Below are 13,695 nucleotides of genomic sequence, written 5' to 3'. Positions count from 1 at the left end.
ATTTCATATGGCAAAGATCATAGTACTCGCCGGTGACTTCCCGCAGTGCGACGGGGAATATCACCTTGGAACCATCACCCTCAAAACCTCCCTCAAGCCCCGGGTTGGAACCAGCTTCCCGGTCTCGGAGTTCAAGGACCTGACCGTTCAGAACACTGATTCCAACAAAAATATAAAGAGCGCCATCGGCCTGGGGCTTGCGGGGGCCATGTTGCTCGGTCCCGTTGGCGCCATCGCCGGCTACCTGCTCGCCGGAAAAAATACCGAAGTGACTTTTATGGCCACCTTGAAGGACGGCGAAAAGCTGCTCGCGGCGACTGACAGTGACACCTTCCAGGATATCTCGGCGCGCGCCCTGAAAAAATCCCGCGCGGGCCGCCGAGGTTCCAGCTCACCTCACAACGAATCCATTCATTGATCCGCTTGCCCGGCGACGGCGAGAATGTTGCAGGGCACCCGGTACAGAACATGCTCGGTAGTACTGCCCACCCATTTTTCCAGTCCCTTGCGATGCGCATTGCCCATGACGATCACGTCGGCCCGGTGATGCGCTGCAAAGTCGGCCAGCGCCTTGCCTGGCGGCCCTGCAACGAAGTGTTGGCGTTCGGCGGGCACGCCGTAATGATCGGCCAATGCAATGAATGACTTATGCAAAGAATTGCGCACGTCGCTATTGAAGCCGGGCATTGTCACTGCACCCGCACCCGCATCGGATATATGCGTTTGCGATAGATCGTAGGCATATAGCAAATGCATTTCTGCATGGCATTGCATTGCCAATTCGTTCGCTGCCTGGATGATCAGGTCGTTGATTCCAGTGATCTGAGTCTCCGGATGCGATGGATCGACGGCCGCCACGATCACCCGCGGAAGTGGGCAACTGACTTCGCTGACCAGATGGACGGGCACCGGACATTCGCGCAGCAGATGCCAATCCAGAGGCGTAATGAAAACGCGTTTGAGCGCCGACTCATGCTGCACATCCTTGATAACCAGATCTGCCTGCGTTGTTGTCACGTGCTGGAGGATCTCTTGCAGTGCGTCGCGAGTGAACAGCACCTCGGTACTCAGGTTGATTCCGCGTCCACGAATCAGGTCGGCTTCATCCTTGAGCCATTTTTCGTTTTCTTGCTGGCAAGCTTCACGAAACCGCGCACTGGCGTGGATCAAACCCAGGATGTTGAAATCTTCGATAAACACCGTGATATGCAGCGCTGCGCCCGTGGCTTCGGCAAGGGCGACGGCTCGCTGCAGCGCCGGCGTGTGACGCATGGTGGGGCCGGCTATTAGAAAGAGTCGTTGATATTGGCTCATGTCACACCTCCAAACGTTCCGGGATATCTGCTCGCCCCCCAGCCTCTGGTCTGTCGCACCGCGATATGCTATCGCCTCAATGCTCCGGATCGACACAATCAATATACGCCTGGATTCAACTAACCCGCCAAGAGGGGTTCATCGTAAACCATACGATGAACCCCTTCCCGACGGCTAACTGATTGACAACATGAAATTACTTCTTCGCATACTGCGCGCCATGTGGATCGTTAAGTTTCATTTGCATCAGCTGCCATTCACGCTGAATAGTCGCGTAAGGGATAAAGATGCTGACTCTCTGAGCCCCCTTTAACCCAGGATGAAAACTTACGTCATTAAGCGTCGTGGAGAAAAAACCGACATTGATGCCGACAATGTTGCCGTCACCGCCAATGACGGGACCACCCGACATCCCTTTTATCATCGGGGCATCATGGATGGCATAGCGTTCGCCGCTGCCTTCATCACTGTTGATGAAAGGCGCCGGGTACACTTTGCCTTGCCCGGTGACGGTGGTCATGTAGGGGCTCGCGCCCACGGCAGTGATGTGTTCACCCACACGCGGTGCGCGCCAGGACGGGTAGCGGCCGTCGGCCTTGTGCTGGATGAAAACAAGGTCGCAACCAGTGCTGCAGCTGTATTTCACGTTGCGAATGAGAGGGGTGTGGCGCGTGGTGACGGCGTAGTCTTCGTTCCATTGCACGGCCGAGGCCATGTACAGATAGGGCAAGGGAAAGCCCGAGAAGACGGAAAAATATGAATCGTTGGCAGGCCCCGACAAGTCGGGCTTTACCATACCGTTGCATCCTGCAATACCAGCTCCTATTAAAAAGTAGGTCATGATTTTAATCATGATAATCACCGACTTATAAGGAGGTTTGATTTTTATTGTGGCGAATCTTTAGTTGTCCGGTTTTTGTAATTCTCCTCGTAGCCTGCCCGGGTGCGTTTATTTATGGCTGAAGTTGTAAAGAATGCGTACAACTAAATTGTGCTAAGACTAATTGCTTTTCGATCCATATACAAAGTTGCAAATATTTGACGCCTGAAAAATGGCAAAACCCTAAATAAAAAATCAGAAATCAACTTTCGACACTTCGCGCAAAGCCAGTGAAACAGCCATCGCGAGCGCAATTTAACGCATCTCGGCATGCCTCGGTAACGCCACGGAAATCATGGCCGCGAAAATAACAAAAACACTGGAAATCCATAAACACGCCACCAGCCCGAAAGCCTGATAAACCCAGCCCGAGAGCACGGTGCCGATCAGCCGTCCCATGGCGTTGGACATATAGTAGAAACCCACGTCCAGCGACACGCCGTCTTCCTTGGCATAGGACACGATCAGGTAGCTGTGCAGCGAGGAATTCACCGCGAACAGCGCCCCAAAAACCATCAACCCACCTAACAGCACCGTCTGCTGCGAAAACCCGGTGCTCAGGCCCAAAGCGATTGCCGCCGGCAGGCCCGCCAGAGCAAGCGCCCACAGAAACGCAGCTCGACCATCAGGGACATGCCCCCGTTTCTTGCCGGTGATTCGCGGAGCGAACGATTGCACGATGCCGTAGCCGATCACCCAGGTCGCGAGGAACCCACCGACCTTCCAGAAGTCCCAGCCGAAGACGCTGCTCAGGTTCACCGGCAACGCCACGACAAACCAGACATCGCGGGCACCAAACAGGAACATCCGCGCCGCCGACAGAATGTTGATGGCCCGGCTCTTGGACAGGATGTCGCGAAACCTGGGCTTGGCTTTGGCCTTGCCCAGATCCTTTTTCAACAGGATCAAGCTGCTGACCCAGATCAACGCCAGCACCCCCGCCATGGCCAGCAATGCCCCTTTGAACCCGATCAGGGCGAGCAATGCCCCGCCAAGAAAGAAACCGACACCCTTGAGTGCATTCTTTGAGCCGGTGAGGATGGCTATCCATTGGTAAAGCTTGCCCTGTTGCCCATCGGGCACTAACAGCTTGATCGAGCTTTTGGCGCTCATTTTGTTCAGGTCTTTGGCGATCCCCGACAGCGCCTGCGCGCCCATCACCCAAGGAATCGTCAGCCAGGCCACTGGCACCGTCAGCATCAACAGCGCCACAACCTGCATCCCCAGCCCGATGTTCATGGTCCGGTTCAGGCCCAGTCGAGCGCCGAGATAGCCGCCCAGCAGATTGGTGATCACGCCAAAGAGTTCATAGAACAGAAACAACGCCGCGATTTGCAGCGGGCTGTAGCCCAACGCGTGAAAGTGCAGCACGACCAACATGCGCAAGGCACCGTCGGTGAGGGTGAAGGCCCAGTAATTGCCCGTCACGAGCAGGTACTGCCGCACTTGAGGCGTGAGGGCTGACAACGCTTTCATCAGCGCTCCTTAAACGGCCAGGCCGACCATTCTGGCCAGTTCGACGGTGCGGTTTGCGTAACCCCATTCATTGTCGTACCAGGCATAGAGTTTGACCTGGGTGCCGTTGATGACCATGGTCGACAGCGCATCGATGATCGATGAGCGTGGATCGGTGCGGTAGTCGATGGACACCAGCGGACGCTCCTCGAAACCGAGAATGTCTTTCAGTTCGTTTTCGGACGCGTTCTTGAGGAACTGATTCACTTCTTCGACGGTGGTGGCGCGCTCGACTTCAAAGACACAATCGGTCAGCGAAGCGTTGGCCAACGGTACGCGCACGGCGTGGCCATTGAGACGCCCGCGCAGTTCCGGGAAAATTTCGGCAATGGCGGTGGCCGAACCAGTGCTGGTCGGGATCAAACTCATGCCCGATGCACGGGCACGGCGCAGATCCTTGTGCGGCTGATCGAGGATGCTTTGAGTGTTGGTCAGGTCGTGGATGGTGGTGATCGAACCGTGGCGAATGCCCAGTTTCTCGTGGATCACCTTCACCACCGGCGCCAGGCAGTTGGTGGTGCACGACGCGGCGGTGACAATACGATGTTCCGCCGGGTTGAACAGCTGATGGTTGACGCCCATGACGATGTTCAGCGCGCCCTTCTCCTTCACCGGGGCGCTGACCACCACACGCTTCACGCCTTGGTCGAGGTAAGCCTGAAGCACCGCGACGGTCTTCATCTTGCCGCTGGCTTCGATCACCAGATCGCAGCCCGACCAATCGGTGTCGGCGATCGCCTTGTTGGTCGTTACCTTGATTCGCTTGCCTTCGATGACGACGCAATCACCTTCGGCGTCCGCCTGATAATTCCAACGGCCGTGCACCGAGTCGAAGTTCAGCAGGTGCGCATGAGTTGCTGCGTCGCCTGCCGGATCGTTGATCTGCACGAATTCAAACTCTGGCCAGCTCCAGGCTGCTCGCAGTGCGAGGCGACCGATACGGCCAAAACCATTGATGCCTACTTTGATCGTCATGTTTCCTCCTTCAAATAGAGCGCTGATTGACACGTTTCATGAGGGCTTGCGCCGATTCCTTGCGTTCGGAATATCGATCGACTAGATAGTCCTGACGATCGCGCAGCAGCAAGGTGAATTTCACCAGTTCTTCCATCACATCCACGACACGGTCGTAGAACGGCGAAGGTTTCATCCGGCCGTTATCGTCGAATTCCAGATAGGCCTTCGGCACGGAGGATTGGTTGGGAATGGTGAACATGCGCATCCAGCGCCCCAGCACCCGCAACTGATTGACTACGTTGAACGACTGCGAACCGCCGCACACTTGCATCACGGCGAGGGTCTTGCCCTGGGTCGGGCGTATGGCGCCCATCGCGAGCGGCACCCAGTCGATCTGCGCCTTGAAGACTGCACTCATCGAACCGTGACGTTCGGGTGAACACCAGACCTGCCCTTCCGACCACATCATCAATTCGCGCAGCGCCTGCACCCGTGGGTGATCGTCGCCAGCATCATCAGGCAGCGGCAAACCAGACGGATCGAACACCCGTGTTTCGGCACCGAAATGCTCCAGCAAACGGGCAGCTTCCTCGACCAGCAAGCGACTGAAGGAGCGCTCACGGGTCGATCCGTACAACAGCAAAATGCGCGGTTTGTGGCTGGAAGTGTGTTCGATGCCGAGCTTGTCGGTCGACGGGAGATCAACCAGTTCGGTATCGAGATGGGGCATGTGGTCATCGTGCATGGTCATTGTCCTGCGCAATAGCGCGTCTGAAATCATCGAGCCGGGCAGCAAGCCGCTGCGCGTTCGGGACGGTCACCCATTTGTTCAAGGCGTTTGGCATCCGGGCTCAACCAATGTCTGTTGGACTCGAGCACCACGGTCAGCACCTGATGCACCCAGCCCGGAAGATTCGGGTGCAGTCGGTAGTAAACCCATTGGCCCTGCCGCCGGTCCGAGAGCAATCCGCAAGTGCGTAACTGCGCCAGGTGCCTGGAGACTTTGGGCTGGCTCTCATCCAACGCACAGGTCAGCTCGCAGACGCACAGCTCTCCCTCATGGGCGATGAGCAGCATCATGCGGACCCGGTTGTCGTCAGCCAGGCATTTGAAAACAGTGGTCGGCGTCAGATGTTCAGCCATTGGGTTTCTCCGGGTTGGGCCGCTCATATGCGATTTACCGAATATACGTTTTTCCGCATGTGAAATTCAACGACCAATGTGTCGACTTCGTCTGTGAATGATATTTATTTACTTACAAAGGATAATCGTTATCATTCACGCGATAATTAAAAAAGGAGCTCATGGTGGCTTTACCGCGCATTCACCCCGCCTCTCTCTCACTGTTGGGGCTTTTTGCAGTACCTGATTTGCAAGCACAAACCCAATCGACATTGGCCCTGCCTGCAACCGCTGTGACCAGTGATTACAGCGAGCAGAGCTATCGGCCGACCGACAGCCGCAGTGCGCTGAAGATCGACGCCCCGCTGCGGGATATCCCGCAAACGGTGAACGTGATCCCTCAGAGCGTGATCAAGGATCAGGGCGCACAGTCGATGGAAGACGTGTTGAAGAACGTCCCCGGCATCGGTCTTTCCAATGGCGATGGCCAGCGCGACCAAGTCACCATTCGCGGCTTCAGTGCCATCGGCGACATGTACGTCGACGGCGTTCGCGACGACGCGCTTTACTTCCGCGATCTGTCCAACGTCGAGCGCGTGGAAGTGATCAAGGGGCCGGCAGCGGTGCTCTATGGTCGCGGTTCATCCGGTGGCCTGATCAACAGCATCAGTAAAAAGCCCAATTTCACCCCCAAGCAGGAAGTGGGTGTCAGCGTCGACAGCGAAGGTAAAAAGCGCACGCAGTTCGACGCTGGCTGGGCCGATCAGCAGCAAAACGACAAGGCATTCCGGGTGACCGGCGCGCTGGAGAACAGCGACACCTTCCGCGATGACGGCTATATCGATCGCAAGGCCATTGCGCCTTCAGCCTACTTCAAGCTCTCCGACGATCTTGAGCTGAACCTGGGGGCGACGTACCTCTACGACAAACGCTTGATCGATTTCGGCATTCCCGCGCGGGGCGATCGCCCGGTCGATGTCGATCGGGACAAGCGCTTCGGTTCCGCCGACCCGGATGACGATTACACCCGCAGCGAAGTGTTTTCGTTCACGGCCGGCGTCGACTATCGCATCAACGACGATTTCACCCTGAGCAACACCAGCCGCTATTACCACTACGATCTGGATCGCAACAACACACTTGCCGACTCCAGCCCGACACGTTTCGTCACCGCCCCCAACGGCGAATTGCTGGTCAAACTCAATCGCGGCAACGTGCAGCGCAAGGAAGACGGCTGGTTCAACCAGACCGAACTGAAGCAACAGGCCACGCTGGCCGGGATGAACCATAACCTTCTTTATGGCGTTGAACTGGGACGTCAGGTCAAGGATCAATCGGTCTTCAGCCAAAGCAACGTGGCGCGGGTTCCGGTGTACCGCGATGGTTTGGTCGACGTGCCGTTCCAGGCCAACCGACAAACCGCCAAGGGCACCACCACCCAGGACACGGCCGGTTTCTACGTCCAGGATCTGATTGAACTGACCCCACACTGGAAAGCCCTGTTGGGCGTGCGCTATGACGTGTTCGATCAGGAGTATTCGGATGATCTGACGGGCGCCTCCATGTCCCGAACCGACAACACCTGGAGCCCGCGTGCAGGCCTGGTCTATCAGCCTGACCAGGTTCAGTCCTACTACATTTCGGTGAGTCGCTCTTATCAACCCTCCTCCGAAGTCTTCGCCCTGAGCACTACCAACCAGGACCTTGAACCAGAGCAAACCACCAACTACGAGATCGGCGGCAAGTGGGACCTGCTCGACAATCGCCTGGAGTTGACCGCGGCGCTGTTTCGGCTGGAACGCACCAACATCAAAACGACCGATCCGGCGAACCCGACCAAACTGGTCCTGGCTGGCGAGCAGCGCACCGACGGCCTTGAATTGACCGCCAGCGGGCAGTTGAGTGACAAGTGGCAGGTCTATGCCGGCTACGCCTATCTGGACGCCGAGATCACCAAGTCCAACAACCGAACCAATGGCGTTGCCAACGAAGGCCAGACACCAACGTTGACCCCGCGTCACAGCGCCAACCTCTGGCTGGTGCGCTCGCTGACCAACACCTGGCGCGTAGGCATGGGGGCGAACTATGTCGATGACCGTTATACCGCCCTGGATAACCAGGTGGTCATGCCCGCTTACACCACCTTCGACGCGGCGTTGCTCTACAACCTGCCGAAATGGGACATGGCGCTGCGCTTGCGTAACGTCTTCGACAAAGACTATTACGCCTCGGCCCATGGTTCGGTGGACTTGATCACCCCCGGAGCACCGCGAACTCTGGAGCTGAGCACCAACTACCGGTTCTGAGTGGAAATTTGAAAGCAAATGCCTGCCTCCCAGGCAATGCTAATCAAGCACTATTCCTCAGTCATGCTTACCTTTGTGGCGAGCGAGCTTGCTCGCGCTGGGCTGCGTAGCGGCCCCAAAAATCTGACAATCATTGCCGATTTTTGTGAGTGCTACGCACTCAAGCGGGAGCAAGCTCCCTCGCCACAGATGTCGGTGACTCAAGACTATCTTCAGTGAATAGGACATCGTGACAGCGATCAAAAGCTCGACTAACCTTCAGCGCGCACAGAGTGATGAGAATCTCTCGCGTTGTCAGACAACAATACTCAGAGGAAAACCCATGCGTAAACTTCTGTTGCTCTCGCTTCTTGCCGCCTCCCCCGTGGCCTTCGCCGGCCCTGAATGCACCACCACCGACAAGGCTCAATGGCAAGACCAGGCCAAATTTCAGGAAGAGCTCAAGGCCAAGGGCTATGACATCAAGAAATTCAAGGTCACAAGCGGCAATTGCTACGAGATCTACGGCTGGGACAAAGACAAGCGCAAAGTCGAGATCTACTTCGACCCGGTCAGCGGAAAAGTTGTGAAAGAAGAGATCGAATAGGCCCCCGGTGAACGCTGAAACCCTGCGCCTCTGGGACCCGCTCGTACGCATTTGCCACTGGTCCCTGGTGGTTGTCTTCATCAGCGACTACTTCCTCAATGAGGAAGGTGACAGCTGGCATCGCTGGCTCGGCTATTACGCCGTGGCTGTCGTGCTGGTGCGTGTGGTGTGGGGGTTCATCGGCCCGCCATCGGCGCGTTGGTCAGACTTCTGGCCGACGCCGACGCGGGTCGTCCAGCATGGCCGCGCGCTGTTTTCCGGCAAGGACTATCACCGCATGGGTCATTCGCCCATCGGTGCGCTGGTGATGGTTCTCATGCTGCTGTTGATGACCGGTCTGGGTATCAGCGGATTCTTGATGGAAGAAGTGGATTACTTCTGGGGCGAAGACTGGCTGCGTGATGTCCACGAGTTGATGGCCAATGCACTGCTCGCATTGGTTTGTGTACATATCGTCGCGGCGTTGGTGGAGAGCATACGCCTGCGTGAAAACCTGCCGCTGTCGATGATCACTGGCCATCGGCGTAAGCGCTAACGCTCAACGCTTTCTGATACCGCACATTGCCCTCTCCCTTGCAGGAACGGGCGGGTGCCAATCCTGCCATTTCTTCGAGGCGACCATCGCCCGGAACTTCGCAGCGAAAGAATTTCGTATACCCTATCGCCATCTCACTCCAAACGACCGCTGCCGTGAACCTACCCAAACTCAACGCCCCCGACCTTGGCAATACCCCTTCGACTTCGGAAATCATCACCCGTCACCTGCGGGATGCGATCGTCGCCGGGCATTTCGCCGAAGATGAGCCGATTCGCCAGGACGACATCGCTCGCCAGTTCAACGTCAGCAAGATCCCGGTGCGCGAGGCCCTCAAGCGGCTGGAGGCCGAAGGGCTGGTGATGTTCCAGCGCAATCGCGGGGCGATGGTCACGCGGGTTTCCGACGCCGAACTGGCGCAGATGTTCGAAGTGCGGATGTTGCTCGAGGACAAGATACTGCGCCTGGCCATTCCCAACATGACCGAAGAAACCTTCGCCCGTGCCGAGCGTATCTGTCAGGAATTCATTGGCGAAGACGACGTGGGCCGCTGGGCCGAACTCAATTGGGAGCTGCACGCTTGCCTTTACGAGCCGGCGCAACGGCCGTTTCTGATCAGCCTGATCCGCTCGGTCAACGATAAGCTGGAGCGCTACCTGCGTATGCAGATGAGCCTGTCGGCCGGCAAGGAACGGGCTGATCACGAGCACCGTGAGATCATCAAAGCCTGTCGTGCCGGGGATGTGGATCTGGCGGTGAAGCTGCTGGACGAGCACATTGCCGGCGTCTGCAAGACCTTGTTCGAACACCTGCCTCACGCGCACTGAGTCTTCGGGACGCTATGCTGATTTCGTCATCGGCACAGGTTAAATCCATCAAGCCGACACCCCGCTGCACAGGCCACTCTTTCGTTCACTCATCTGAACGGACGTGGCCCTCCCATGAAACGCATCACCGTGATCGACTCCCACACCGGCGGCGAACCGACCCGTCTGGTGATCGCCGGCTTCCCTGACCTGGGCACCGGCAGCATGGCCGAACGCCGCAAGCTGCTCGCCGAACATCACGATCAATGGCGCGCCGCTTGTGTGCTCGAACCCCGTGGCAGCGACGTGCTGGTGGGTGCCCTGCTTTGCGAGCCGGTCGACCCGAGCGCCTGTGCCGGGGTGATTTTCTTCAATAACACCGGTTACCTGGGCATGTGCGGCCACGGCACGATTGGCCTGGTGGCGTCGTTGGCGTATCTGGGCAAGATCAGCCCCGGCGTCCATCGCATCGAGACGCCGGTGGGTACGGTGCAGGCGACTTTGCACGACGACCATTCGGTGAGCGTGCGCAATGTGCCGGCCTACCGTTACCGCAAGGCGCTGGTGTTGCAGGTGGCGGGAATCGGTCAAGTGGTCGGTGATATCGCTTGGGGCGGCAACTGGTTTTTCCTGATCGCCGAGCATGGCCTGCGGGTTGACGGCGATAACCTCGACGCGCTGACCGCTTACACCTACGCCGTGCAACAGGCGCTGGAGGCCCAGGGTATACGTGGCGAAGACGGCGGGCTGATCGACCATGTCGAGCTGTTCAGCGATGACGATCACGCCGACAGCCGCAACTTTGTCCTCTGCCCCGGCAAGGCCTATGACCGCTCACCGTGCGGCACCGGCACCAGTGCCAAACTGGCGTGCCTGGCCGCGGACGACAAGTTGCAACCGGGGCAGATCTGGCGCCAGGCCAGTGTCATCGGCAGCGAGTTCGAAGGCTCTTATGAATGGCAGGGCGAGCGCATCGTGCCGACCATTCGCGGCCGCGCTTTTATCAGCGCCGAAGCCAGTCTGATCATCGAACAGGATGACCCGTTCGCCTGGGGCATTCGTCCATGAACGAGGGCCTTGTGGCCGATGTGATCGTGATCGGCGCCGGCATCATCGGCGCCGCCTGTGCCCAGGCGCTGGCCCGTCGTGGCTTGCAGGTGCTGGTGCTCGACGCCGGCCTGCACGGTGCGACGGCGGCGGGCATGGGCCACTTGCTGGTGCTCGACGACAACCCGGCCGAGCTGGCCCTGAGTCAATATTCCTTGCAACGCTGGCGCGAACTGGCGCCGGCCCTGCCCGACGACTGCGCCTACCGCAACAACGGCACGCTGTGGCTGGCGGCCAACGCCGAGGAAATGGCGGTCGCCCATGGCAAATACTTGAACCTGAAAGCCCAGGGCGTGGCGTGCGAATTGATCAGCGCCAGTGCCTTGCGCCAGCGTGAACCGGAACTGCGCGAGGGTCTGGAAGGCGGTTTGTTGATCAATGGCGACGGCATTCTTTATGCGCCGGCGACGGCCAGCTGGATGCTCGACACGCCGAACATCCGTCAACGCCGGGCACGGGTCAGCGCGGTCGATGGCAACCGCGTATGCCTCGATGACGGCCACTGGTTGAGTGCCGAAGCGGTGGTGTTGGCCAACGGGATTCAGGCTAACGAACTGTGCCCGGAGTTGCCCATCGAGCCGAAGAAAGGTCATCTGCTGATTACTGATCGCTACCCCCGCACCGTCACCCACACGCTGGTGGAACTGGGTTACGTCACCAGCGCCCACAACGCCACCGGGCCGTCGACCGCCTGCAATATTCAGCCGCGTCCCACCGGGCAATTGTTCATCGGTGCCTCGCGGCAATTCGGTACCACCGACCCGCAAGTCGAAGGCTGGATGCTGGCGAAAATGCTCAAGCGTGCCGCCGAGTACATGCCGGGGCTGGCCCGGCTCAACGGCATCCGCGCCTGGACCGGCTTTCGCGCCGCCAGCCCCGACGGCCTGCCGCTGGTGGGCCAACACCCGCAGCGACAAGGCTTGTGGCTGGCGGTCGGTCATGAAGGGTTGGGCGTCACCACGGCCCCCGGCACCGCCGACTTGCTGGTGGCGCAACTGTTCAACGAAACCCCGCCACTGGCCGCACAACCCTATCTGCCCCAGCGTTTTCTCGGAGAAACTGCCTATGCCTGAATTACTGCTGGACGGCCGCGCCTTGAAGGTGGCCGAGGGCACCAGCGTCGCCGCTGCCTTGGCGTTGGGCAGCGACGGCTGCACGCGCACGTCGGTCAGTGGTCAGCGCCGCGCACCGCTGTGCGGCATGGGCATCTGCCAGGAATGCAGGGTGACCATCGACGGCCGGCGACGCCTGGCCTGCCAGACTTTGTGCCGAGACGGCATGCAGGTGCAGACATGCCCATGAACGAATACGCCGATCTGCTGATCATCGGTGCCGGCCCCGCTGGCATGGCCGCCGCCCTCGCCGCCGCCCCCAGCGGCACACACATTGTCATGCTCGACGACAATCCGCTGCCGGGCGGGCAAATCTGGCGTGACGGCCCTCAAGCCAACGTGCCCGATCAGGCCCGTCGCCTGCGTGAGCGTTTGCAGGCTTGCAGCAACATCCGCCATCACGCTGGCACCCGGGTGATCGCCAGTCCCAGTCCGAAACAACTGTTGGTCGAAGATGATGACGATGGCTGGTTGATCAGTTACGAGAAACTGATTCTGTGCACCGGCGCCCGCGAATTGCTGCTGCCCTTCCCCGGCTGGACATTGCCCGGCGTGACCGGGGCCGGTGGCTTGCAGGCGCTGATCAAGGCGGGTGTGCCGGTGCAGGGTGAGCGCGTGGTGATCGCCGGCAGCGGCCCGCTATTACTGGCGAGTGCCGCCACCGCGAAAAAGCAGGGGGCGCAGGTACAACGCATCGCCGAGCAAGCCTCGCGCATCGCCGTCGCCGGTTTCGCCGCGCAACTGCCCCGCTGGCCCAACAAACTGATGCAATCGTTCAGCTTGTTTGACCGCCATTACCGCACCGCGACTCATGTACTGGCCGCCCTCGGCACTGACCGACTGGAAGGTGTGCGCCTGCAACAGCAAGGCAAAATCATCGAACTGGCATGTGATCGGCTGGCCTGTGGTTTCGGCTTGATCCCGAACATTCAATTGGGCCAGGCACTGGGTTACGCCATCGAAGGTCAGGCGTTGGCGGTGGATGCCTGGCAGGCGAGCAGCCGCGCCGATCATTATGCGGCAGGCGAATGCACCGGGTTTGGTGGCAGTGAACTGGCGTTGGTCGAAGGTGCAATTGCTGGTCACGCGGCGGTCGGTAACCTTGAAGCGGCCCGCCAATTGTGGCCACGCCGGGCACGCTGGCAGGGTTTCGCCAAGGCACTGAATCAGGCATTCGCCCTCGCCCCGCCACTCAAGTCCCTGGCCCAACCCGACACCCTGGTCTGCCGCTGCGAAGACGTGCCTTACGCCGCATTGGCCTCGCACACGGACTGGCGCGAAGCCAAGCTGGCCAGTCGCTGCGGCATGGGCGCCTGTCAGGGCCGGGTGTGCGGCGGTGCGGTGCAGCACCTGTTCGGCTGGCAACCTTCCGCGCCCCGCCCACCCTTCAGCCCGGCGCGAATCGAGACCTTGATGTGCCTGGACGACACCCCGCCAGCCTGATTCCCCCTCGGG

The 13,695-nt window shown here is 59.2% G+C and carries 15 protein-coding genes; 9 read left to right on the top strand and 6 right to left on the bottom strand.

Going from position 1 to position 13,695, the window contains the following annotated elements:
• Nucleotides 1-7 precede the first annotated feature (7 nt).
• Nucleotides 8-418 (top strand): hypothetical protein, encoded by a 411-nt coding sequence (locus ABH909_RS14460; RefSeq protein ID WP_429434156.1) that lies wholly within the window; start codon nucleotides 8-10, stop codon nucleotides 416-418.
• Here the strand turns inward: ABH909_RS14460 and ABH909_RS14455 are convergent.
• The 6 genes from ABH909_RS14455 to ABH909_RS14430 form a co-directional block, all read right to left on the bottom strand.
• Nucleotides 412-1,314 carry a universal stress protein gene (locus tag ABH909_RS14455; protein ID WP_429434153.1) on the bottom strand — a complete coding sequence of 301 codons (903 nt, stop codon included), beginning with the start codon at nucleotides 1,312-1,314 and terminating at the stop codon, nucleotides 412-414. The genes ABH909_RS14460 and ABH909_RS14455 overlap by 7 nt on opposite strands.
• A gap of 196 nt (nucleotides 1,315-1,510) precedes the next feature.
• Nucleotides 1,511-2,110, bottom strand: a complete 600-nt coding sequence (locus ABH909_RS14450; RefSeq protein WP_429439900.1) for a serine protease — start codon at nucleotides 2,108-2,110, stop codon at nucleotides 1,511-1,513.
• Nucleotides 2,111-2,449: 339 nt separating this feature from the next.
• Complete coding sequence (gene arsJ, locus ABH909_RS14445; RefSeq protein ID WP_429434151.1) at nucleotides 2,450-3,670, bottom strand: organoarsenical effux MFS transporter ArsJ; 1,221 nt, start codon at nucleotides 3,668-3,670, stop codon at nucleotides 2,450-2,452.
• Between the two features lie 9 nt (nucleotides 3,671-3,679).
• Nucleotides 3,680-4,684, bottom strand: a complete 1,005-nt coding sequence (locus ABH909_RS14440) for an ArsJ-associated glyceraldehyde-3-phosphate dehydrogenase (RefSeq protein ID WP_429434148.1) — start codon at nucleotides 4,682-4,684, stop codon at nucleotides 3,680-3,682.
• Between the two features lie 10 nt (nucleotides 4,685-4,694).
• Nucleotides 4,695-5,411 (bottom strand): arsenical resistance protein ArsH, encoded by a 717-nt coding sequence (gene arsH / locus ABH909_RS14435; protein ID WP_095632908.1) that lies wholly within the window; start codon nucleotides 5,409-5,411, stop codon nucleotides 4,695-4,697.
• Between the two features lie 32 nt (nucleotides 5,412-5,443).
• On the bottom strand, nucleotides 5,444-5,809 hold the full coding sequence (locus ABH909_RS14430; RefSeq protein ID WP_429434145.1) for a metalloregulator ArsR/SmtB family transcription factor: 366 nt from the start codon (nucleotides 5,807-5,809) through the stop codon (nucleotides 5,444-5,446).
• 161 nt (nucleotides 5,810-5,970) lie between these two features.
• Between ABH909_RS14430 and ABH909_RS14425 the strand changes: the two genes are divergently transcribed.
• The 8 genes from ABH909_RS14425 (at nucleotide 5,971) to ABH909_RS14390 (ending at nucleotide 13,683) form a co-directional block, all read left to right on the top strand.
• Entirely contained in the window at nucleotides 5,971-8,094 is a 2,124-nt protein-coding gene (locus ABH909_RS14425) for a TonB-dependent receptor (protein ID WP_429434142.1), read from the top strand.
• 322 nt (nucleotides 8,095-8,416) lie between these two features.
• Nucleotides 8,417-8,680: a PepSY domain-containing protein gene (locus ABH909_RS14420; RefSeq protein ID WP_429434139.1), complete on the top strand. Its 264-nt coding sequence runs from the start codon at nucleotides 8,417-8,419 to the stop codon at nucleotides 8,678-8,680.
• A 7-nt stretch (nucleotides 8,681-8,687) separates the two neighbouring features.
• Nucleotides 8,688-9,215: a cytochrome b/b6 domain-containing protein gene (locus ABH909_RS14415; RefSeq protein WP_429434136.1), complete on the top strand. Its 528-nt coding sequence runs from the start codon at nucleotides 8,688-8,690 to the stop codon at nucleotides 9,213-9,215.
• A gap of 155 nt (nucleotides 9,216-9,370) precedes the next feature.
• Nucleotides 9,371-10,042 carry a GntR family transcriptional regulator gene (locus ABH909_RS14410; protein WP_429434133.1) on the top strand — a complete coding sequence of 224 codons (672 nt, stop codon included), beginning with the start codon at nucleotides 9,371-9,373 and terminating at the stop codon, nucleotides 10,040-10,042.
• Nucleotides 10,043-10,156: 114 nt separating this feature from the next.
• Nucleotides 10,157-11,089 carry a 4-hydroxyproline epimerase gene (locus ABH909_RS14405; protein ID WP_429434130.1) on the top strand — a complete coding sequence of 311 codons (933 nt, stop codon included), beginning with the start codon at nucleotides 10,157-10,159 and terminating at the stop codon, nucleotides 11,087-11,089.
• Nucleotides 11,086-12,201, top strand: a complete 1,116-nt coding sequence (locus ABH909_RS14400; RefSeq protein ID WP_429434127.1) for an NAD(P)/FAD-dependent oxidoreductase — start codon at nucleotides 11,086-11,088, stop codon at nucleotides 12,199-12,201. The genes ABH909_RS14405 and ABH909_RS14400 overlap by 4 nt, the downstream gene beginning before the upstream one ends.
• Complete coding sequence (locus ABH909_RS14395; protein WP_008074690.1) at nucleotides 12,194-12,430, top strand: (2Fe-2S)-binding protein; 237 nt, start codon at nucleotides 12,194-12,196, stop codon at nucleotides 12,428-12,430. Before ABH909_RS14400 ends, ABH909_RS14395 begins: the two co-directional genes overlap by 8 nt.
• Nucleotides 12,427-13,683 carry an FAD-dependent oxidoreductase gene (locus ABH909_RS14390; RefSeq protein WP_429439898.1) on the top strand — a complete coding sequence of 419 codons (1,257 nt, stop codon included), beginning with the start codon at nucleotides 12,427-12,429 and terminating at the stop codon, nucleotides 13,681-13,683. Before ABH909_RS14395 ends, ABH909_RS14390 begins: the two co-directional genes overlap by 4 nt.
• Nucleotides 13,684-13,695 lie beyond the last annotated feature (12 nt).

This window comes from Pseudomonas sp. BS3782 TE3695 (assembly GCF_050435305.1).
Lineage (GTDB): Bacteria > Pseudomonadota > Gammaproteobacteria > Pseudomonadales > Pseudomonadaceae > Aquipseudomonas.
Note: the sequence above shows the minus strand (reverse complement) of the source record. Positions and strands in the feature narration are given on the sequence as shown.

What these genes read in the sequence shown, in the direction of transcription:
- ABH909_RS14455 (WP_429434153.1), bottom strand. Translation starts at nt 1,314, where the DNA reads ATGAGCCAATATCAACGACTCTTTCTAATAGCCGGCCCCACCATGCGT.
- ABH909_RS14440 (WP_429434148.1), bottom strand. Translation starts at nt 4,684, where the DNA reads ATGACGATCAAAGTAGGCATCAATGGTTTTGGCCGTATCGGTCGCCTC.
- ABH909_RS14460 (WP_429434156.1), top strand. Translation starts at nt 8, where the DNA reads ATGGCAAAGATCATAGTACTCGCCGGTGACTTCCCGCAGTGCGACGGG.
- ABH909_RS14400 (WP_429434127.1), top strand. Translation starts at nt 11,086, where the DNA reads ATGAACGAGGGCCTTGTGGCCGATGTGATCGTGATCGGCGCCGGCATC.
- arsJ (WP_429434151.1), bottom strand. Translation starts at nt 3,670, where the DNA reads ATGAAAGCGTTGTCAGCCCTCACGCCTCAAGTGCGGCAGTACCTGCTC.
- ABH909_RS14395 (WP_008074690.1), top strand. Translation starts at nt 12,194, where the DNA reads ATGCCTGAATTACTGCTGGACGGCCGCGCCTTGAAGGTGGCCGAGGGC.
- ABH909_RS14405 (WP_429434130.1), top strand. Translation starts at nt 10,157, where the DNA reads ATGAAACGCATCACCGTGATCGACTCCCACACCGGCGGCGAACCGACC.
- ABH909_RS14430 (WP_429434145.1), bottom strand. Translation starts at nt 5,809, where the DNA reads ATGGCTGAACATCTGACGCCGACCACTGTTTTCAAATGCCTGGCTGAC.
- ABH909_RS14420 (WP_429434139.1), top strand. Translation starts at nt 8,417, where the DNA reads ATGCGTAAACTTCTGTTGCTCTCGCTTCTTGCCGCCTCCCCCGTGGCC.
- ABH909_RS14390 (WP_429439898.1), top strand. Translation starts at nt 12,427, where the DNA reads ATGAACGAATACGCCGATCTGCTGATCATCGGTGCCGGCCCCGCTGGC.
- arsH (WP_095632908.1), bottom strand. Translation starts at nt 5,411, where the DNA reads ATGCACGATGACCACATGCCCCATCTCGATACCGAACTGGTTGATCTC.
- ABH909_RS14450 (WP_429439900.1), bottom strand. Translation starts at nt 2,110, where the DNA reads ATGGTAAAGCCCGACTTGTCGGGGCCTGCCAACGATTCATATTTTTCC.
- ABH909_RS14425 (WP_429434142.1), top strand. Translation starts at nt 5,971, where the DNA reads ATGGTGGCTTTACCGCGCATTCACCCCGCCTCTCTCTCACTGTTGGGG.